A 14,471-nucleotide genomic window follows, 5' to 3' on the forward strand; every position below is an offset into this window, starting at 1 on the left:
TCATTTTCAAACCGGGAGGGTTCCATGCATTTCCAGACACCCACACGCCGCCTGTTTCTTGGAGGCGCCCTGACCACCGCCGGGGCGGCGTTCATCGCCCCGCATCGGGCGAGGGCGCAGGACGCCGTTGCCCTGCAACTGTCTTGGCTGCACTCGGTGCAGTTTGGCGGCAGCTACATCGCGCAGAAGAACGGCTATTGGAGCGACGCGGGGCTCGAGGTCTCGCTGCTGCCGGGCGGACCCAACGCGCCGGTCGAGCCGCCGGTGGTGGCGGGCACGGCGCTGGTCGGCATCTCGGCGGCGGATTACACCGCCGCTGCGGTGAACCAAGGCGCGCCCTTCAAGATCATCGGCGTCGCCATGCAGAAGAACCCCTTTGCCATCGCCTCGCTGGCCGAGAACCCGGTGAACAGTCCCGCCGATCTGGTTGGCAAGAAGATCGGCATGGCGCTGGCCAATACCCCGGTGCTGGAGGCGCTCTGCACGATCAACGGCGTGGATATCGCCGGGATCGAGGTTGTGCCGACGCAATATGACGCCGCGCCGCTGGTGCAGGGGCAGGTGGATTGCCTGCTGTGCTGGGCCACGGACCTGCCCGTGGCGATGGAGATGCAGGGCGTCGAAAGCGTCACCATGCTGCTCGCCGATCACGGCTACGCGGTGCATTCGCAGACTTATATCGCCACAGAGGACAGTATCGCCAACCGCCGCGACCAGCTTGTGGCGCTGATGAAAGGCGAGGTCATGGGCTGGCAGGACTACCTCGCCGATCCCGAGGCCGCGGCGGAACTGACCGTCGAGATGTTCCCCGATGCGGGGCTCGATCTTGCGACGCAGAAGCTGCAGGCCGAGCGGCAGGTGCCGCTGATGTTCTCGGAGCTGACCGAGGCCGAGGGCTTTGGCTGGTTCACCGATGAGACCGTCGCCGCCAACGTCGAAACGTTGGCGCTTCTGGGCAAACCGGTCTCGCCCGACCTCTGGGACCGCTCGATCCTGGAAGAGGTCCATGGCTAGGCGGCGCCGCGTCATCTTGCGGGCCTCTGAGGGGGGATGACCGCGCGCCCGGATATCGTGCTCGCCGGCGTGGCCAAGAGCTTTGCCACGGCAGGCCGCCCGGTGGAGGCGGTGGCGCCGGTCGATCTCACCCTCGCGGGCGGGCAGATGACCGCGCTTGTGGGCCCCTCGGGCTGCGGGAAGTCGACGCTGCTGCGGCTGATCGCCGGGCTCGAGCTGCCCAGCGAGGGCCGGATCACCATCGGCAGCGAAAGCCCCGACGATCTGCGCCGGCGCGCCGGGGTCGCCATGGCGTTTCAGGACGCGGCGTTGCTGCCGTGGCGCACGGTCGAGGGCAATATCGCGCTGGGACGGGGGTTGGCGCGCAAGCCGCGCGACCCTGAAATGATCCGCGAGCTGATCTCGCTGGTCGGCCTCTCGGGCTTCGAGGGTCGCCGACCGGCGGAACTGTCGGGGGGCATGCGGCAGCGTGCCGCCATCGCCCGCGCGCTGGCCGGTGAGCCCGAGCTTCTGCTGCTCGACGAGCCGTTCGCCGCCGTCGATGCGCTGACCCGCGACCGGCTCAACACCGAGCTGCCGCCGCTCTGGGAGGCACGCGGCGCGACCTTGGTTCTGGTGACCCATTCGGTGGCCGAGGCTGTGCGCCTGTCGGACCGCATCCTCGTGCTGACCCCGCGCCCGGCGCGTGTCGCCGCCGACATCCCGGTGCCGCTGCCGCGCCCGCGCGGGCCGGAGGTGCTCGCCTCGGAGGCGTTCCGCGCGCTTTGCGCAGAGGTCACGGGCGCGCTGCGTGACCACCAGTATCCCGAGAGCGTCGCGGCGCAATGAGCGCAGGCCCCGCCGTATTGCGTCTGTCCCGCCCGCTGCCGCGCGGCCTCGGGCTTTTTCTGGGCCTGCTGATCTGGGAGGTGGCCGCCCGCGCCACCGCGGGCAGTTTCATCATCGCCGCTCCGAGCCAGATCGCCGGGTACATGGTCAGCCATTCCGGCCTGCTCTGGCGGGCGTTCGGCGCCACGCTGGCCTCGGCGGTGCAGGGGTTCGTCTGGGGCAACCTCGCCGGGGTGCTGCTGGCGCTGCTGGCGGTGCTGCTGCCGCGCAGCGAGCGTCTGCTGTTGACGCTGGCGCTGCTGGTCTTCTGCCTGCCGCTGGTGGCCACCGGGCCGATCCTGCGGGTGCTCTACGGGCCGGGCTGCGGACCGCAGGTGACGCTGGCGGCGCTGGCGGTCTATTACACCACCTTCCTGCCGGTGCTGGTGGGGCTGCGCGCCGCGCCGCAAGGCTGGTTCGATCTGCTGCGCAGCTACGGGCGCGGGCGGATGACCGCTCTGCGCGAGGTACGGCTGCCAGCGGCGCTGCCTTATCTGGTTGCCGGTCTGCAGATCGCCGCCCCGGCGGCCTTCCTCGGGGCGATGGTCGGCGAGTTCACCGGCGCCGAGCGCGGGCTTGGCGTGCTGACCGTGCGCGCGCTGCGGGCGCTCGATCTGCCCGCCACATGGGCGATCGCGGTGATCGCCGCCGGGGTCTCGATACTGGCCTTCGCGGCGGTGGGTGCGCTTGGCCGCAAGTTCGACCTTGCCCCGCCCGAAGTGCTGATGGCCGCGCCCGTCGCGCGCAGCCGCCGGCTGTGGGACGCGCCCGCGCAGGCGCTGCTGGCGCTTGGCGTGACGCTGCTGATCTGGAAGGGCAGCATGGAGATCTTCGGCCTGCCGCGCTTCTTTGCCAAACGCCCCGAGGACGTCTGGGGCTATTTGGTCACCAGCCCCGGCGCAGAGGCACAGCGTGCCCGGCTCTTCGGCGCACTTGGTGAGACCTTGGCGCTGGCCGGGCCGGGCTATCTTGCGGGGCTGGGGCTGGGCGCGGGGCTCGCGCTGCTGCTGGTGCTGCTGCCGCGCCTCGCCGGGGCGGTGATCCCGCTGTCGATCGCCCTGCGCTCTATCCCGATCATCGCCACGGCGCCGCTGATCGTCTGGGCGCTCGGGCGCGGCGCGGCGGGCACCATCACCGTGGTCGCGGTGATGATCTTTTTCCCGACGCTGATCGCCTGCCAGCACGGGCTGGCACGCACGCCGCGCGCGGTGCTTGATCTCTTCGAGGTCTATGCCGCCAGCCCGCTGCGCCGTCTCATCGGCGCGCAACTGCCCGCCATGCTGCCCGCCTTCTTCGCCTCGGCGCGCATGGCCATCCCCGCGGCCATCCTTGCCGTCACCACCGCCGAATGGCTGGCGACCGGGCGCGGCATCGGCGCGCTCATGGCGACGGTGGCCTCGACCTCGGATTACGGCATGCTGTGGAGCGCCATCGCGCTCGTCGGGCTGGCGGCGGTGCTCGCCCATGCGCTGGTGGCCGCGCTCGAGCGTGCGGTGCTGGCCCGCACCAGCGCGGAGCAGCTCGCCCGATGAGAGCCTGCGCCTTTGCCATCCCCGGCGATCATCGGCAGAAGACCGGCGGCTTCATCTATGAACGCCGCCTGCTCGAAGAGCTGCAGGCGGCGGGCCGTGAGGTGACGCATGTCGCGCTGCCCGCCGAGGCGGCCGCGGCAGAGCAGGAGGAGGCGCTGCGCCGCGAGGTGTCGGAGGTGCTGGAGGCCCTGCCGCCGGACCGGCCGCTGATCCTCGACGGGTTGGTCTTCGCCGCAATGCGCACCGGGGCGATGGCCCGGCTGTCCTGCCCGGTGGTTGCCATGCTGCATCATCCGATGGGTCTCGAACAGGGGCTGACGCCGGAGCTGTCGCGGGAACTTCTGGCGCAGGAGGCGGCCAATCTCGGCCATGCGGCGCAGGTCGTGGTCACCAGTCCGCACACCCGACAGACCTACATCGACCTCGGTGCCGACCCGGTGAAGATCACCGTGGCGCTGCCGGGCCATGACGGGCCACGGGATCTGCGGCGCGTCGAGGCGGGGCCCCACATCCTCTCGGTCGGCCTGCTTGCGCGCCGCAAGGGGCATGATGTGTTGATCCGGGCGTTGTCGCGGGTCTCCGATCTCGATTGGAGCGCGCAGATCGTCGGCAAGACCCACGACCCGGCGGTCGCCACGGAGTTGCAGGGGCTGATCGACGAGCTCGGCCTTGCGGGCCGGATTGCGCTGGCCGGCGAACTGTCCGACGAGGCGCTGGCAGAGGCCTACCGCAGCGCGCGCATCTTCGCGCTCGCGACCCGCTATGAAGGCTATGGCATGGCGCTCGCCGAGGCGCTCTGCCACGGGCTGCCGATCGTCAGCTGCGCCACCGGCGCCGTCCCCGGCACGGTCGGCGACGCCGCGCTCCTGGCACCGCCGGACGATCCTGCCAACTTCGCCGGGCACCTGCGGAGGCTGCTGCAATCGGGCGCAGCGCGGCAAAGGCTGTCGGCACGCGCGCGCGCACTGGGAAGGGCGCTGCCCCGCTGGCGCGAGACGGCGGCGGTCATGGGGGCGGTGTTGGACGGTCTGTGAGACAGAACGCCTTATATTTCAGATAGGGCGCATCAGGTGGTGTCCGGACCGCGACCGGAAAGCCGGGGCTGGCTGCGCGCGGGATATCATTGCTGCGCGGCGTGCTCGCGTGGCTCGGCGGACTCGTCGCCGGTCGCCCCGATGACCGAGGCCCGCTGAAGTTCCCGCAGCCGCGCCTCGGAATAGCCGAGCTTTTCGCGCAGCACCTGCGCCGTGTCCGCCCCGAGCCGCGAGGGTGGGGCAGCAGCCGACGGCCCCTCGCCATCGAAGAGGATCGGCCCGCGCACCAGCCGCATCGGGCCAAGCTCCGGGTGGTCCACGGTCTCGACCAGCCGGTGCGCCGCCACGTGCTCCTGCTCCAGCGCCTCGCCCACCGACAGGATCGGTGCGTTGGGCACGTCAAACTCGGACAGTCGCTCGAGCCAGTACGCCGTGCCCTCGCGGCCCATCGCGCCAAGGATGATCGGTTCCAGCTCGGCGCGGTTCTGCAGCCGTGTCTCATAGGCCGCGAAGCGGGGGTCCTCGATCAGCTCGGGGCGGCCGATGCAGCGGGCGAAGTTGTGCCAGAAGCGCTCGGTCAGGCAGGCGACGATGACGTGCCCGTCGGCGGTCGCAAAGGACCCGTAGGGCACGATACTCGGGTGCTGGGTGCCGACCGGCTGTGGCGTCTGGCCGGTGACGAAGTAAATCTGCGAAAGATAGCCCTGCATGGCGATCAGGCTGTCGAGCATCGCCACTTCGACGTGCCGCCCGTGGCCGGTGACATGCCGCTCGTGCAGCGCCGCCAGCACGCCGAAGAGCGAAAAGATGCTGCCCGCCATGTCGCCGAGCGGCAGGCCGAGCTTGTTCGGCGCCTGCCCAGGCTCGCGGTTCACGCTCATCACCCCGGAAAGCGCCTGCGCCACGATGTCGAAGGCGGGCTTGTTGCCATGCGGGCTGTCCTTGCCGAAGCCGGTGATCGAGCAATAGACCAGCTTGGGGTTCTCGGCCTTCAGCGCGGGATAGCCGAGGCCCAGCCGGTCCATCACCCCGGGGCGAAAGTTCTCGATCACGATGTCGCTCTGCGCCGCCAATTCCTTGGCGATGCGGATGCCCTCGGGCGATTTCAGGTCCAGCGTGACGCTTTTCTTGCTGCGGTTGAGGGCGATGTAATAGTGGCTCATGTCGCCGATGAAGGGTGGAAAGGCGCGGGTCTCGTCGCCGCGCTCCAGCGGTTCGATCTTGATCACCTCGGCGCCGAGATCGGCCAGCACCATGCTGGCATAGGGCCCCGAGAGGATGCGTGAGAAGTCGAGCACGCGAATGCCGGCGAGCGGGCCGCTGCGGGTGTCGGTCTGGGGGCTGCTCATGTCTCGGCTCCGGGTCTGGCGGATGGGGTGGCGGAAATCTTCATGACGGCGGTCGCGGTGGCCACCGGAGTGTCGCCGCGCAGTACCTCGCCGTCGACGAAAATCAGCGAGCGTGTCTGGTGGCGGACCTCGGCGCGGGCCTCGAGGAAATCGCCGGCCCTTGCCGAGCCCAGGAACCGCGTGTCCATCTGCACGGTGACCGTGGGCAGGCGGTCTGCCGCGTTCCAGGCGGCGATGGCGATCACCTGGTCGAGCAGCGTGGTCATCACGCCGCCGTGGATCAGACCGATCGGATTGCCGTGCATCTCGTTGGTCTGCAAACCGAAGCGGCTGCGTGCATCGCGCTCCACAGGGCGCAGCAGCGGGCCGACGAGGCTGGCGAAGCCCTTGATCTTCGCGATCTCCCAGCCGTCGAGAGAAATGGAGGTGTCATTCATGGTTCAACCTCCCACCGCGATCTGAGTGTCCTCGAGTTCGTCGCGGATGGCCTGCATCGCGCGCACGAGGCGGGGGATCTCGCCGTCCTTCAGACGCTCGGAAATGCCGATGGCGACCAGCGAGCGGATCATTCGCCCGTCAGGGCCGAACACCGGCACGGCGACGACCGTGACCCCCGAAATGTAGACGCCCTGGTCCACGGCGTATGCCTGTTCCTTTGCCTCGGCGACCTGTGCCTGCCAGTCCTCGAAGCTTGGCGGGTGGTCCCAGACGAGGCGCGTGAACTTCTCCCGAAGCCGGTTCTCGGACATGTCGCTGTAGGCGGCGAAGAGGCGACCGGTCGCGCTGATCAGTGCAGGGAAGCGGCTGCCGAGATCGACTTGCAGGCGGAAGGGCATGCTCGACTGCGACAGCGCGACCACCACCATCTGCGATGGCTCGGAGAGCTGCGTGGCGATGCCTGTGACGCCGAATTCCTGCGACAGGGCCGAGAGCCGGGGCTGCACCAGCGCCGAGAAACTGTTGCGCTGAAGCGCCGCGCGGGCGAGCGGGAGGATGCCGATTCCGATCGAGTAGCGCTTCGTCGCCGAATCGAAATCCACCAGCCCCTCGTCCTGCAACACGCGCAGGATGTGCAGGCAGGTGGAGGGGATCAGGCCCAGCTCGCGGGCGATGGGATTGACCCCGATGGGGTCGGGCGAGCGGCCAAGAAACCTCAATATTGCAACGGCCCGGGTGACCGCGGGCACCTGTCTCTTGCTGCTCGATTTGCTGTCTTCGGCGGCCATCTATCCCTCCCGATCCGGCGGCATTTTGTTGTCGTGAGACAATAATAATAGCGTGTTGACAATAATTCGCCTCGATCCCTACCCTTGTCAACGAGCCGGACGCAAAAGCCGCGACCGGCTCGAGGGAGAGGCTGGGAGGCAGGATCGGATGACCCGACTGACGGATTTCACGTCCTACGCGGAGGCTCAGGCGCAGTACTCGAAGGCGGGTCTGTGGGAGCTGTTCGACGGCACGCGGGAGCGGTTCAACATCGCGCATGAATGCATCGACCGGCACGCCGGCGGCGATGCGGTGGCGCTGCGGATTGCCCATGCGGATGGCGGGGACGAGATCATCAGCTTCGGGGAACTCTCGCGCCGCTCGTCGCAGATCGCGCATTTCCTGACGGCGCGCGGCGTGCAGAAGGGCGACCGGGTCGCGGTGATGATCGAACCCTCGCTCTCCTTCTACTGCACGCTCTTCGGCGCGATGAAGGCCGGGGCGGTGGCGGTGCCGATGTTTACCCTCTTCGGCCCCGACGGCATCAAGCTGCGGGTCGCGGATTGCGAGCCGACGGTGTTCTTCACCAATGCCGAGAAGGCACCCGAGGCCGTGGAGGGCGGGGCGCAAGATGTCATCGTCGCCGACCGCGATTTCCTCGACAGCCTGAACGCGCTGCCCGAAAGCTTCGACTGGGACACGGCGGGCGACGATCTGGCGGTGCTGCAATACACCTCGGGCACGACCCGGTTGCTGCCGGCGGCGGTGCACCACTCGCACCGCTCCATCGTCACGCTGATGGTCGCCGCGCTCTATGCCACCGGCATCCGCCCCGGCGACCGCTTCTTCTGCCCGTCCTCCCCGGCATGGGGCCACGGGCTCTGGCACGGTACGCTGGCTCCGTTGGCCATGGGGGTGTCGACCGGCACTTTCTCGGGCAAGTTCGACCCGGTGCGGCTGCTGAAGGCTTTGCACGACTTCGGGATCACCAATCTCACCGCCGCCGCGACGCATTACCGGATGATGCGTAACTCCGGCGAGGCGGAGCGCTTCACCTACGCCTTCGACAAGCTGTCGTTCACCGGCGAGCCGATCGACAGCGAAACCGCCGCCTACGTTGAACGCGTCTTCGGCACCAAGGTGTGCTCGATGTACGGCACCACCGAGATCGGCGTGATCATCGCCAACTATCCGGGTGCCGAGGACCTCGAGGTCCGCGACGGTGCCATGGGCAAGGCGGTGCCGGGGGTTGAGGTCGAGGTGCAGCGCGAGGACGGCGCGCGCTGCGCGCCGGGCGAGACCGGCGAGCTGATGGTCAAGAAGGGCGGCAAGTGGTTCCCGACCAAGGACTTGGGCCGGGTCGACGAGGATGGATATTTCTACCACGGCGGCCGAGCCGACGACGTGATCATCTCGGCAGGCTGGACCATCGGCGCAATCGAGGTCGAGGACGCCATCCTCAGCCATCCGGCGGTGGCCGAATGCGGGGTGATCGGCGCGCCCGACAGCCTGCGCGGGCAGGTGGTCAAGGCCTATATCATTCTCAAGGGCGCGCCCGAGGAAGGGCTCGACAAGGACATCCAGGAGCACGTCCGCGCCCGGCTCGCCCGCCACGAATACCCCCGTCAGATCGAATTCGTCACCGACCTGCCGAAAACCCCGGCCGGCAAGGTGAACCGCAAGATCCTGCGTGATTTGCAGGCAGAAACACTCGCGGCCGCGGGCTGAACGCCCCGCCGCACCGACATTCGAGGAGGAACAAGATGAACGACATGACCCGCAAGTTTCCGAAGATCACCGAGGAGGGGCTCGACGATCTGCGCCAGCGCATCGGCGTGAAGATCGAGAAGACCGTCGAGCCCTGGTGCTACGAGGCGACCCGCGACAACATCCGCCACTACGCCCACGGCATCGGCGACGACAACCCGCTGTGGTGCGATCCCGAGTATGCCAAGACCACCAAATATGGCGACGTGATCGCCCTGCCGAGCTTCTTGTTCTCCACCAGCCGGATCATCTCGGGCTACGTCGGCGGCCTTCCGGGGGTTCACGCCATGTGGTCGGGTGCCAACTGGACCTGGCACAAGGTCATCCCGCGCAACACCGAGTTCCGGACCGAGGCCTACCTCAAGGACCTCGTCGAGCATGACACGCGCTTTGCCGGCAAGGCGGTGCAGCAGATCTACCACGTCGACTTCTACGACGCGAAGACCGGCGACATGCTGGCCGAGGCCGACAGCTGGTGCTTCCGCACCGACCGCGACGCCGCGCGCGAGAACGGTACCAAGTACACCGAGGCCAAGGCCAAGGGCCGCCGCGTCTACACCGACGAAGAGCTGCAGCAGTTCTACAAGTACTACGAGCAGGAAGAGATCCGCGGCGCCGAGACCCGCTACTGGGACGACGTGAACGAGGGCGACGAACTGCCCACCATGGTCAAGGGCCCGATGACCGCCACCGGCTTCATCGCCTACGCGCAGGGCTGGGGCGGGCTCTATATCCGCGCCAACAAGCTGGCCTGGCAGTTGCAGCAGAAGCACCCTTCGGCCGGGATCAAGAACCGCTTCGGCATTCCCGATTGCCCCGAGCGCGTGCATTGGGAAGAAGAGTTTGCGCTCGAGGTCGGCGCGCCGGGTGCCTATGACTACGGCCCCGAGCGGACCTCGTGGCTGACGCATCAGGTGACCAACTGGATGGGCGATGACGGCTTCCTGCGGCAGGCGAAATGCCAGGTCCGCCGGCACAACCCCGAGGGCGACATCATCCTGATCCACGGCTCGGTGGTGCGCAAATACGAGGAGGACGGGCGCTACCTGCTGGAGATCCAGCAGCGCGCCGAACAGCAGGACGGCGAGATGTCGGCGATCGGCTCGGCCATCGTCGAGCTGCCGAAACGCTGAGGGCCGCGCGCCCGCGCCGGGACAGCCCGAGCGTCAACCAACTGGGAGGTAAGGTTGAACGTCATTGGCACCATCCTGAGAAAACTCGAGGACGCCCTGCATCTGCTGGGGTGCCTCGGCCTGCTGGTCGTGGTCGTATTGATCAACGCGGACATCCTCATGCGGCTGGTCCTGCACGTGCCCGTGCAGTTCCAGTTCGAGCTCACCGAGCTTTACCTGATGCCCGCGCTTGCCACGCTCTCGCTGTCGCGGGTGTTCCGCGACGGCGGGCACCTGGCGCTCGACTTCGTGCCTGAACACCTGCCCGGGGTGCCGGGGGTGGTCGTCGACAAGCTGCGCCTGCTGCTGCCGGCGCTGTTCTTCGGCCTCGTCGTCTGGATGTCCGGGAAATTCGCGCTGCATGCCTTCCAGAGAGGCGAGGTCGAATACGGGGTGGTCGATTGGCCCCTCGGCTGGGCCTACGCAATCGTGCCGCTGGGATGCGGCGTTCTGGTGCTGCGGCTGATCTACGACGCGCTGACGCGGGAGGCGCCAGCGCAGGTCTGAGGAAGATCTGATTTTGTCTATAGGGAGGAGGACAAGATGAAGATGACGAACAAGGTGGTCGCTGCCCTTGCAGGGGCGCTTGCGCTCGGAGGCAGCCATGTGAGCGCCGAAACGCTGCGGCTCGGGGATTTCCAGTCCACCAGCCACATCGTCTCGGTCGAGGGAACGACGAAATGGATCGCCGCGGTCGAGGAGGCGACCGGCGGCGAACTGTCGTTCCAGCACTTCCCGTCCGAGCAGGCGGCGAAATCCAAGGCGCAGCTCGACGCGGTGAAGAGCGGCATTCTCGACGCCGCCCTGCTGGGCACGATCTACCACACCGACGCGCTGCCGCTGAACTCGGTGGTCGGCCTGCCGGGCTACTACGGCTCGGCCGAAGAGGGCACCATGGCGCTGCAGGCGATGCTGGCCGAGGGGCCGATGCGCGACGAGCTGCTGGCCTCGGGGGTGACCCCGGTCTTCGGCTTCGTGCTGCCGCCTTACCAGGTGCTGGCCAAGCAGCGGCTCGGCATGCCCTCCGACTGGGAGGCGCTGGACGTGCGGACCTCGGGCGCGACGCAGGCGATGACCGCGCGCGGCCTTGGCGCTGTGGGTATCTCGATCCCCGGCCCGGAGGTCTATACCGCCGTCGAGCGCGGTCGGCTCGATGCGGTGCTGTTCCCGCTCGCCTCGGTGCCGGGCTACAAGCTCAACGAGGTGGTCAGCCACATTTCGACCAACGGCTCCTTCGGTGGCTACAGCTTCGTCATGGTCGTGCGCAGCGACCTCTATGACAGCCTCGCCCCCGGGATCCGGGACGCGATGAAGGCCGCCGGGGACGAGATCGCCCTGCACGTCGCCAAGGCGCAGGACGAAAGCGTCGGCGAACTGGTGGCCGGCTGGAAGGCCGATGGCATCGACACCTATGAGTTCACCGACGACGAACTGGCGGCGCTGCGCGCCGGCATGGAACTTGTGACCGAGGACTGGGTGGGCCGCATGGGCGGCGAGAAGGCGCAGCAGGTGCTGGACCGCTACATCGAGCTGACCAGCCAGTAACCTCTTCGCAAGTCCCGGACATAAAAGGGCGGTCAGCCGCGCGGCTGGCTGCCCTTCTCAGGAGCCCGTGCCCGCTTCATGCTGACCTTCTTTGCAATACTCGTGCTTCTGGCCCTGTTCATGGCCATGCGCATGCCGATCGCCTTTGCCATGGGGCTGACCGGCTTCTTCGGTCTCGCGCTGGAGCTGGGCCTGCGCCCGGCGCTGGCGGTGCTGGAACGCACCTTCTTCGACAGCTCGTCCTCGTTCATTCTCGTGGCGATCCCGCTGTTCATCCTGATGGCCGAGCTGCTGACCGCCGGCGACGTGACGCGCCGGGCTATCATCGCCTGCCAGGGCTGGATCGGCCACGTGAAGGGCGGGCTCGCGATGGCCACGGTTGGTGCCTCGGTGATCCTCGCCGCGCTGGTCGGCAGCTCCACCGCCTCGACCGCTGCCATGTCCGCCTCGGCCTTTCCAGAGATGCGCAACCACAACTACTCGCAGCGGCTTGCCGCCGCCGTCGTGTCGGTCGGTGGCACGCTCGCGGTCGTAGTGCCGCCTTCGATCGTGCTGGTGGTCTATGGCGTGCTGACCGAGACCTCGATCGGCAAGCTCTTCATCGCCGGGATCATCCCCGGGCTGCTCACCGCAACCGGCCTCGCGGTGGTGATCAAGCTCATCGCCCATACCACCGACCAGGCGCCGAAGGGCGCGCCTTTCGAGCTCGGCAAGGCGGTGAAGGCCAGCCGCCACGTGCTGCCGATGATCCTGCTGATGGTGCTGGTGATCGGGGCGATCTACGGCGGCATTGCCTCGCCCTCGGAAGCCGCGGCGCTCGGGGTCATGGGCTCGCTGATCATCGTGATCTTTCAGCGCACCCTGTCCTTTGCCAACTTCAACCGCTCGGTCTCCGGGGCAATCCGCGCGACGGTGATGATCGTCGCCATCGTCGCCTGCTCGGCGATCTTCTCGAACTACCTCGCCTTCACCCGCATCACCCATGCGTTGCTGGAGTTCGTCGCCACCACCAGCCTGCCGCCCGCGGTCATCATGGGGTTCATCGTGGTGCTGCTGCTGGTCATGGGGATGTTCATGGACCAGCTGGCGATCCTGTCTCTGGCGATGCCGCTGGCCTTTCCCACGGCGATGGCGCTGGATTTCGACCCGGTGTGGTTCGGCATCGTGGTGACCAAGACCGTCGAGATCGGCCTGCTCACCCCACCTCTGGGGCTCAACGCCTATGTCGCCGCGGCGCAGACCGGGGTGCCGCTGGGCAAGATCTTCCGCGGCATCCTGCCGTTCCTGGCGATGGAGATCCTGATCCTGGTGCTGCTGCTCTGCTTCCCGCAGATCACCCTCTGGTTGCCGGGACTCATGCTGCGCTGACGCTGGCGCCGGGGCAGTCGTGCCATAGGGCCTCCGGTGTGCGAGGTGAGCAGGGGCGGGCCTGCCCTAGGCTCCGGGCCGTCGGGTCCGGGGCTGGCGGTCAGCCGGTGCTGCCCCGGCGCAGCAGGTAGGTGTCCATGATCCAGCCATGCCGCGCCCGTGCTTCCGCGCGTGCGGCGATGATCTCGTCCGCCACTTCGGCAAGCGGTCCGGCAAGCAGCCTCTGCGCCGGGCTGCCGAGATAGGCACCCCACCAGATGTGCACGCCCTCGGGGTCGAGCCCGGCGAAGCTGCAGGCACCGTCCAGCATCACCACCAATGTGTCTTCGCCCTCGGGCCAGCCGTGGTCGCGCAGCCGCCGTCCGGTGGTGATCTTCACTGCCCCGTTCACCTCGTTTAGCGGGATGGCGTGGGCGGCGGTCAGCGCCTGTATCGCAGTGATGCCGGGGATGACCCGCAGGGCCGGGCGCGGCGTCAGCCGCCCGGCGATGCGGAGCGTGCTGTCATAGAGCGCCGGATCGCCCCAGACCAGCAGCGCGACCGGCCCGTCCGGCGCGGCATGCAGCGCGGCACTCCAGCGCCGCGCGATCTCGTCGTGCCAGGCGGCGACGCGCGCGGCATAAGGGAGCGCCGGGTCGCGCTCGGGATAGTCGAAGCTGCGGATCTCGGCCCGCGTGCCCGCGGCCTCGAGGATCACTTGGCGCAGCGCCAGCAGGTTTTCCTTGGCCTCGCCCTTGCGCGGCAGCAGGATGACCGCGGCGTCCCGCAGGGCCTGCATCCCGTCGAGCGTCACGTGCCCGGGGCTGCCCGTGCCGATGCCGACAAGCCAGAGGTCCTTGATCATGCGGCTCTGTCCTTCCGTGGTGCCCGGCCCCGGAGCGGGGGCCGGGCGCGTGTATCAGGCGGTGTAGAGCCGCGGCGCGAAAAGGCGGGCGAGGCCGGTGTCACGCAGCGACTTCGCCGCGGCGAGGGCGGCGAGATCGGCCAGCGGTTCGATCAGCAGCACCAGCATGTAGGCCCCGCCGAAGGTCAGCACCGCGCCGAAGGTCTCGGCCGAGACGCCCTGACCGTAGAACACCCAGAAAGCGACCCAGGCCACGACCCCGGCCTGGAAGACCCCCGAAAGCTTCAGCACGTCGGCGTAGCGCAGATCGACATAGGCCGTGCCCTCGGGGACCACCCGTCGCGCCAAGGCGGCGGTGGCAAAGAGCGGCACCAGCAACGTGGTGACGTTGACGAAGTACATCGGCAGGTCGGTGGGCGCGAAGAACAGACCCTGCACCAGCAGCCCCAGCGCCAGCCCCAGCGCGGCAGGCGCGGCGCCGAGCAGCAGGAAGAGCGTCGAGCCGAGAATGAAGTGCACTTCCGAGACGCCGACCGGGAAGTGCGGCAGCACCTCGAAGAAGACGAAGGTGCCGACGGCGGCCATCAGCGTGCGTGCGGCGAGGGAGATCAGGTTGCTGCGCGCCACGTCCTGTGCAGCGAGTTTTGCGGTATAGCCCGCGGCGCCTGCCGCGGTGACGGCGGCGAAGGCCATCTTGGCGCCGTCCACGACGCCGGGTTCGATATGCATGGTTTTTCCTTCTCGTGAAGCTGCCCCTCCGGCAGCGGATGTGC

14 protein-coding genes are annotated in these 14,471 nt (G+C 68.3%); 9 read left to right on the top strand and 5 right to left on the bottom strand.

Features of this window, described 5'->3' with window-relative positions; all coding sequences use genetic code 11:
- Positions 1-24 precede the first annotated feature (24 nt).
- The 4 genes from BM397_RS22390 to BM397_RS22405 are packed head-to-tail and all read left to right on the top strand — an operon-like array spanning position 25 to position 4,447.
- Entirely contained in the window at positions 25-1,014 is a 990-nt protein-coding gene (locus BM397_RS22390; RefSeq protein WP_092428696.1) for an ABC transporter substrate-binding protein, read from the top strand.
- Between the two features lie 36 nt (positions 1,015-1,050).
- On the top strand, positions 1,051-1,842 hold the full coding sequence (locus tag BM397_RS22395; protein WP_092428698.1) for an ABC transporter ATP-binding protein: 792 nt from the start codon (positions 1,051-1,053) through the stop codon (positions 1,840-1,842).
- Positions 1,839-3,413 carry an ABC transporter permease gene (locus BM397_RS22400; RefSeq protein ID WP_245696179.1) on the top strand — a complete coding sequence of 525 codons (1,575 nt, stop codon included), beginning with the start codon at positions 1,839-1,841 and terminating at the stop codon, positions 3,411-3,413. Before BM397_RS22395 ends, BM397_RS22400 begins: the two co-directional genes overlap by 4 nt.
- Complete coding sequence (locus tag BM397_RS22405) at positions 3,410-4,447, top strand: glycosyltransferase family 4 protein (protein ID WP_092428700.1); 1,038 nt, start codon at positions 3,410-3,412, stop codon at positions 4,445-4,447. The genes BM397_RS22400 and BM397_RS22405 overlap by 4 nt, the downstream gene beginning before the upstream one ends.
- Before the next feature lie 86 nt (positions 4,448-4,533).
- On the opposite strand, the gene BM397_RS22410 is transcribed toward BM397_RS22405, so the two are convergent.
- From BM397_RS22410 to BM397_RS22420, 3 genes are read right to left on the bottom strand one after another with little or no spacing between them, the layout of a single operon-like run.
- On the bottom strand, positions 4,534-5,796 hold the full coding sequence (locus BM397_RS22410) for a CaiB/BaiF CoA transferase family protein (RefSeq protein WP_092428702.1): 1,263 nt from the start codon (positions 5,794-5,796) through the stop codon (positions 4,534-4,536).
- Entirely contained in the window at positions 5,793-6,233 is a 441-nt protein-coding gene (locus BM397_RS22415; protein ID WP_092428704.1) for a PaaI family thioesterase, read from the bottom strand. Before BM397_RS22415 ends, BM397_RS22410 begins: the two co-directional genes overlap by 4 nt.
- A gap of 3 nt (positions 6,234-6,236) precedes the next feature.
- Positions 6,237-7,022 carry an IclR family transcriptional regulator gene (locus BM397_RS22420; RefSeq protein WP_092428706.1) on the bottom strand — a complete coding sequence of 262 codons (786 nt, stop codon included), beginning with the start codon at positions 7,020-7,022 and terminating at the stop codon, positions 6,237-6,239.
- Between the two features lie 148 nt (positions 7,023-7,170).
- On the opposite strand from BM397_RS22420, the gene BM397_RS22425 reads away from it, so the two are divergent.
- From BM397_RS22425 to BM397_RS22445, 5 genes are all read left to right on the top strand, one after another.
- Positions 7,171-8,730, top strand: a complete 1,560-nt coding sequence (locus BM397_RS22425; RefSeq protein ID WP_092428708.1) for an acetate--CoA ligase — start codon at positions 7,171-7,173, stop codon at positions 8,728-8,730.
- 35 nt (positions 8,731-8,765) lie between these two features.
- Positions 8,766-9,902: an FAS1-like dehydratase domain-containing protein gene (locus tag BM397_RS22430; protein ID WP_092428710.1), complete on the top strand. Its 1,137-nt coding sequence runs from the start codon at positions 8,766-8,768 to the stop codon at positions 9,900-9,902.
- A 54-nt stretch (positions 9,903-9,956) separates the two neighbouring features.
- Positions 9,957-10,448, top strand: coding sequence for a TRAP transporter small permease (locus tag BM397_RS22435; protein WP_218124910.1), 492 nt, complete (start codon positions 9,957-9,959; stop codon positions 10,446-10,448).
- A 36-nt stretch (positions 10,449-10,484) separates the two neighbouring features.
- The gene (locus tag BM397_RS22440; protein WP_092428712.1) at positions 10,485-11,486 is read left to right on the top strand and encodes a TRAP transporter substrate-binding protein; all 1,002 of its coding nucleotides are present in this window, start codon (positions 10,485-10,487) and stop codon (positions 11,484-11,486) included.
- A 78-nt stretch (positions 11,487-11,564) separates the two neighbouring features.
- Positions 11,565-12,854, top strand: a complete 1,290-nt coding sequence (locus BM397_RS22445) for a TRAP transporter large permease (RefSeq protein WP_092428714.1) — start codon at positions 11,565-11,567, stop codon at positions 12,852-12,854.
- A 100-nt stretch (positions 12,855-12,954) separates the two neighbouring features.
- On the opposite strand, the gene cobF is transcribed toward BM397_RS22445, so the two are convergent.
- Together cobF and BM397_RS22455 are read right to left on the bottom strand one after the other, a co-directional pair.
- Positions 12,955-13,698, bottom strand: coding sequence for a precorrin-6A synthase (deacetylating) (gene cobF, locus BM397_RS22450; protein ID WP_092428716.1), 744 nt, complete (start codon positions 13,696-13,698; stop codon positions 12,955-12,957).
- Positions 13,699-13,752: 54 nt separating this feature from the next.
- Entirely contained in the window at positions 13,753-14,427 is a 675-nt protein-coding gene (locus BM397_RS22455) for an energy-coupling factor ABC transporter permease (protein ID WP_092428718.1), read from the bottom strand.
- Positions 14,428-14,471 lie beyond the last annotated feature (44 nt).

Source organism: Alloyangia pacifica (genome assembly GCF_900116195.1).
Classification (GTDB): domain Bacteria; phylum Pseudomonadota; class Alphaproteobacteria; order Rhodobacterales; family Rhodobacteraceae; genus Salipiger; species Salipiger pacificus.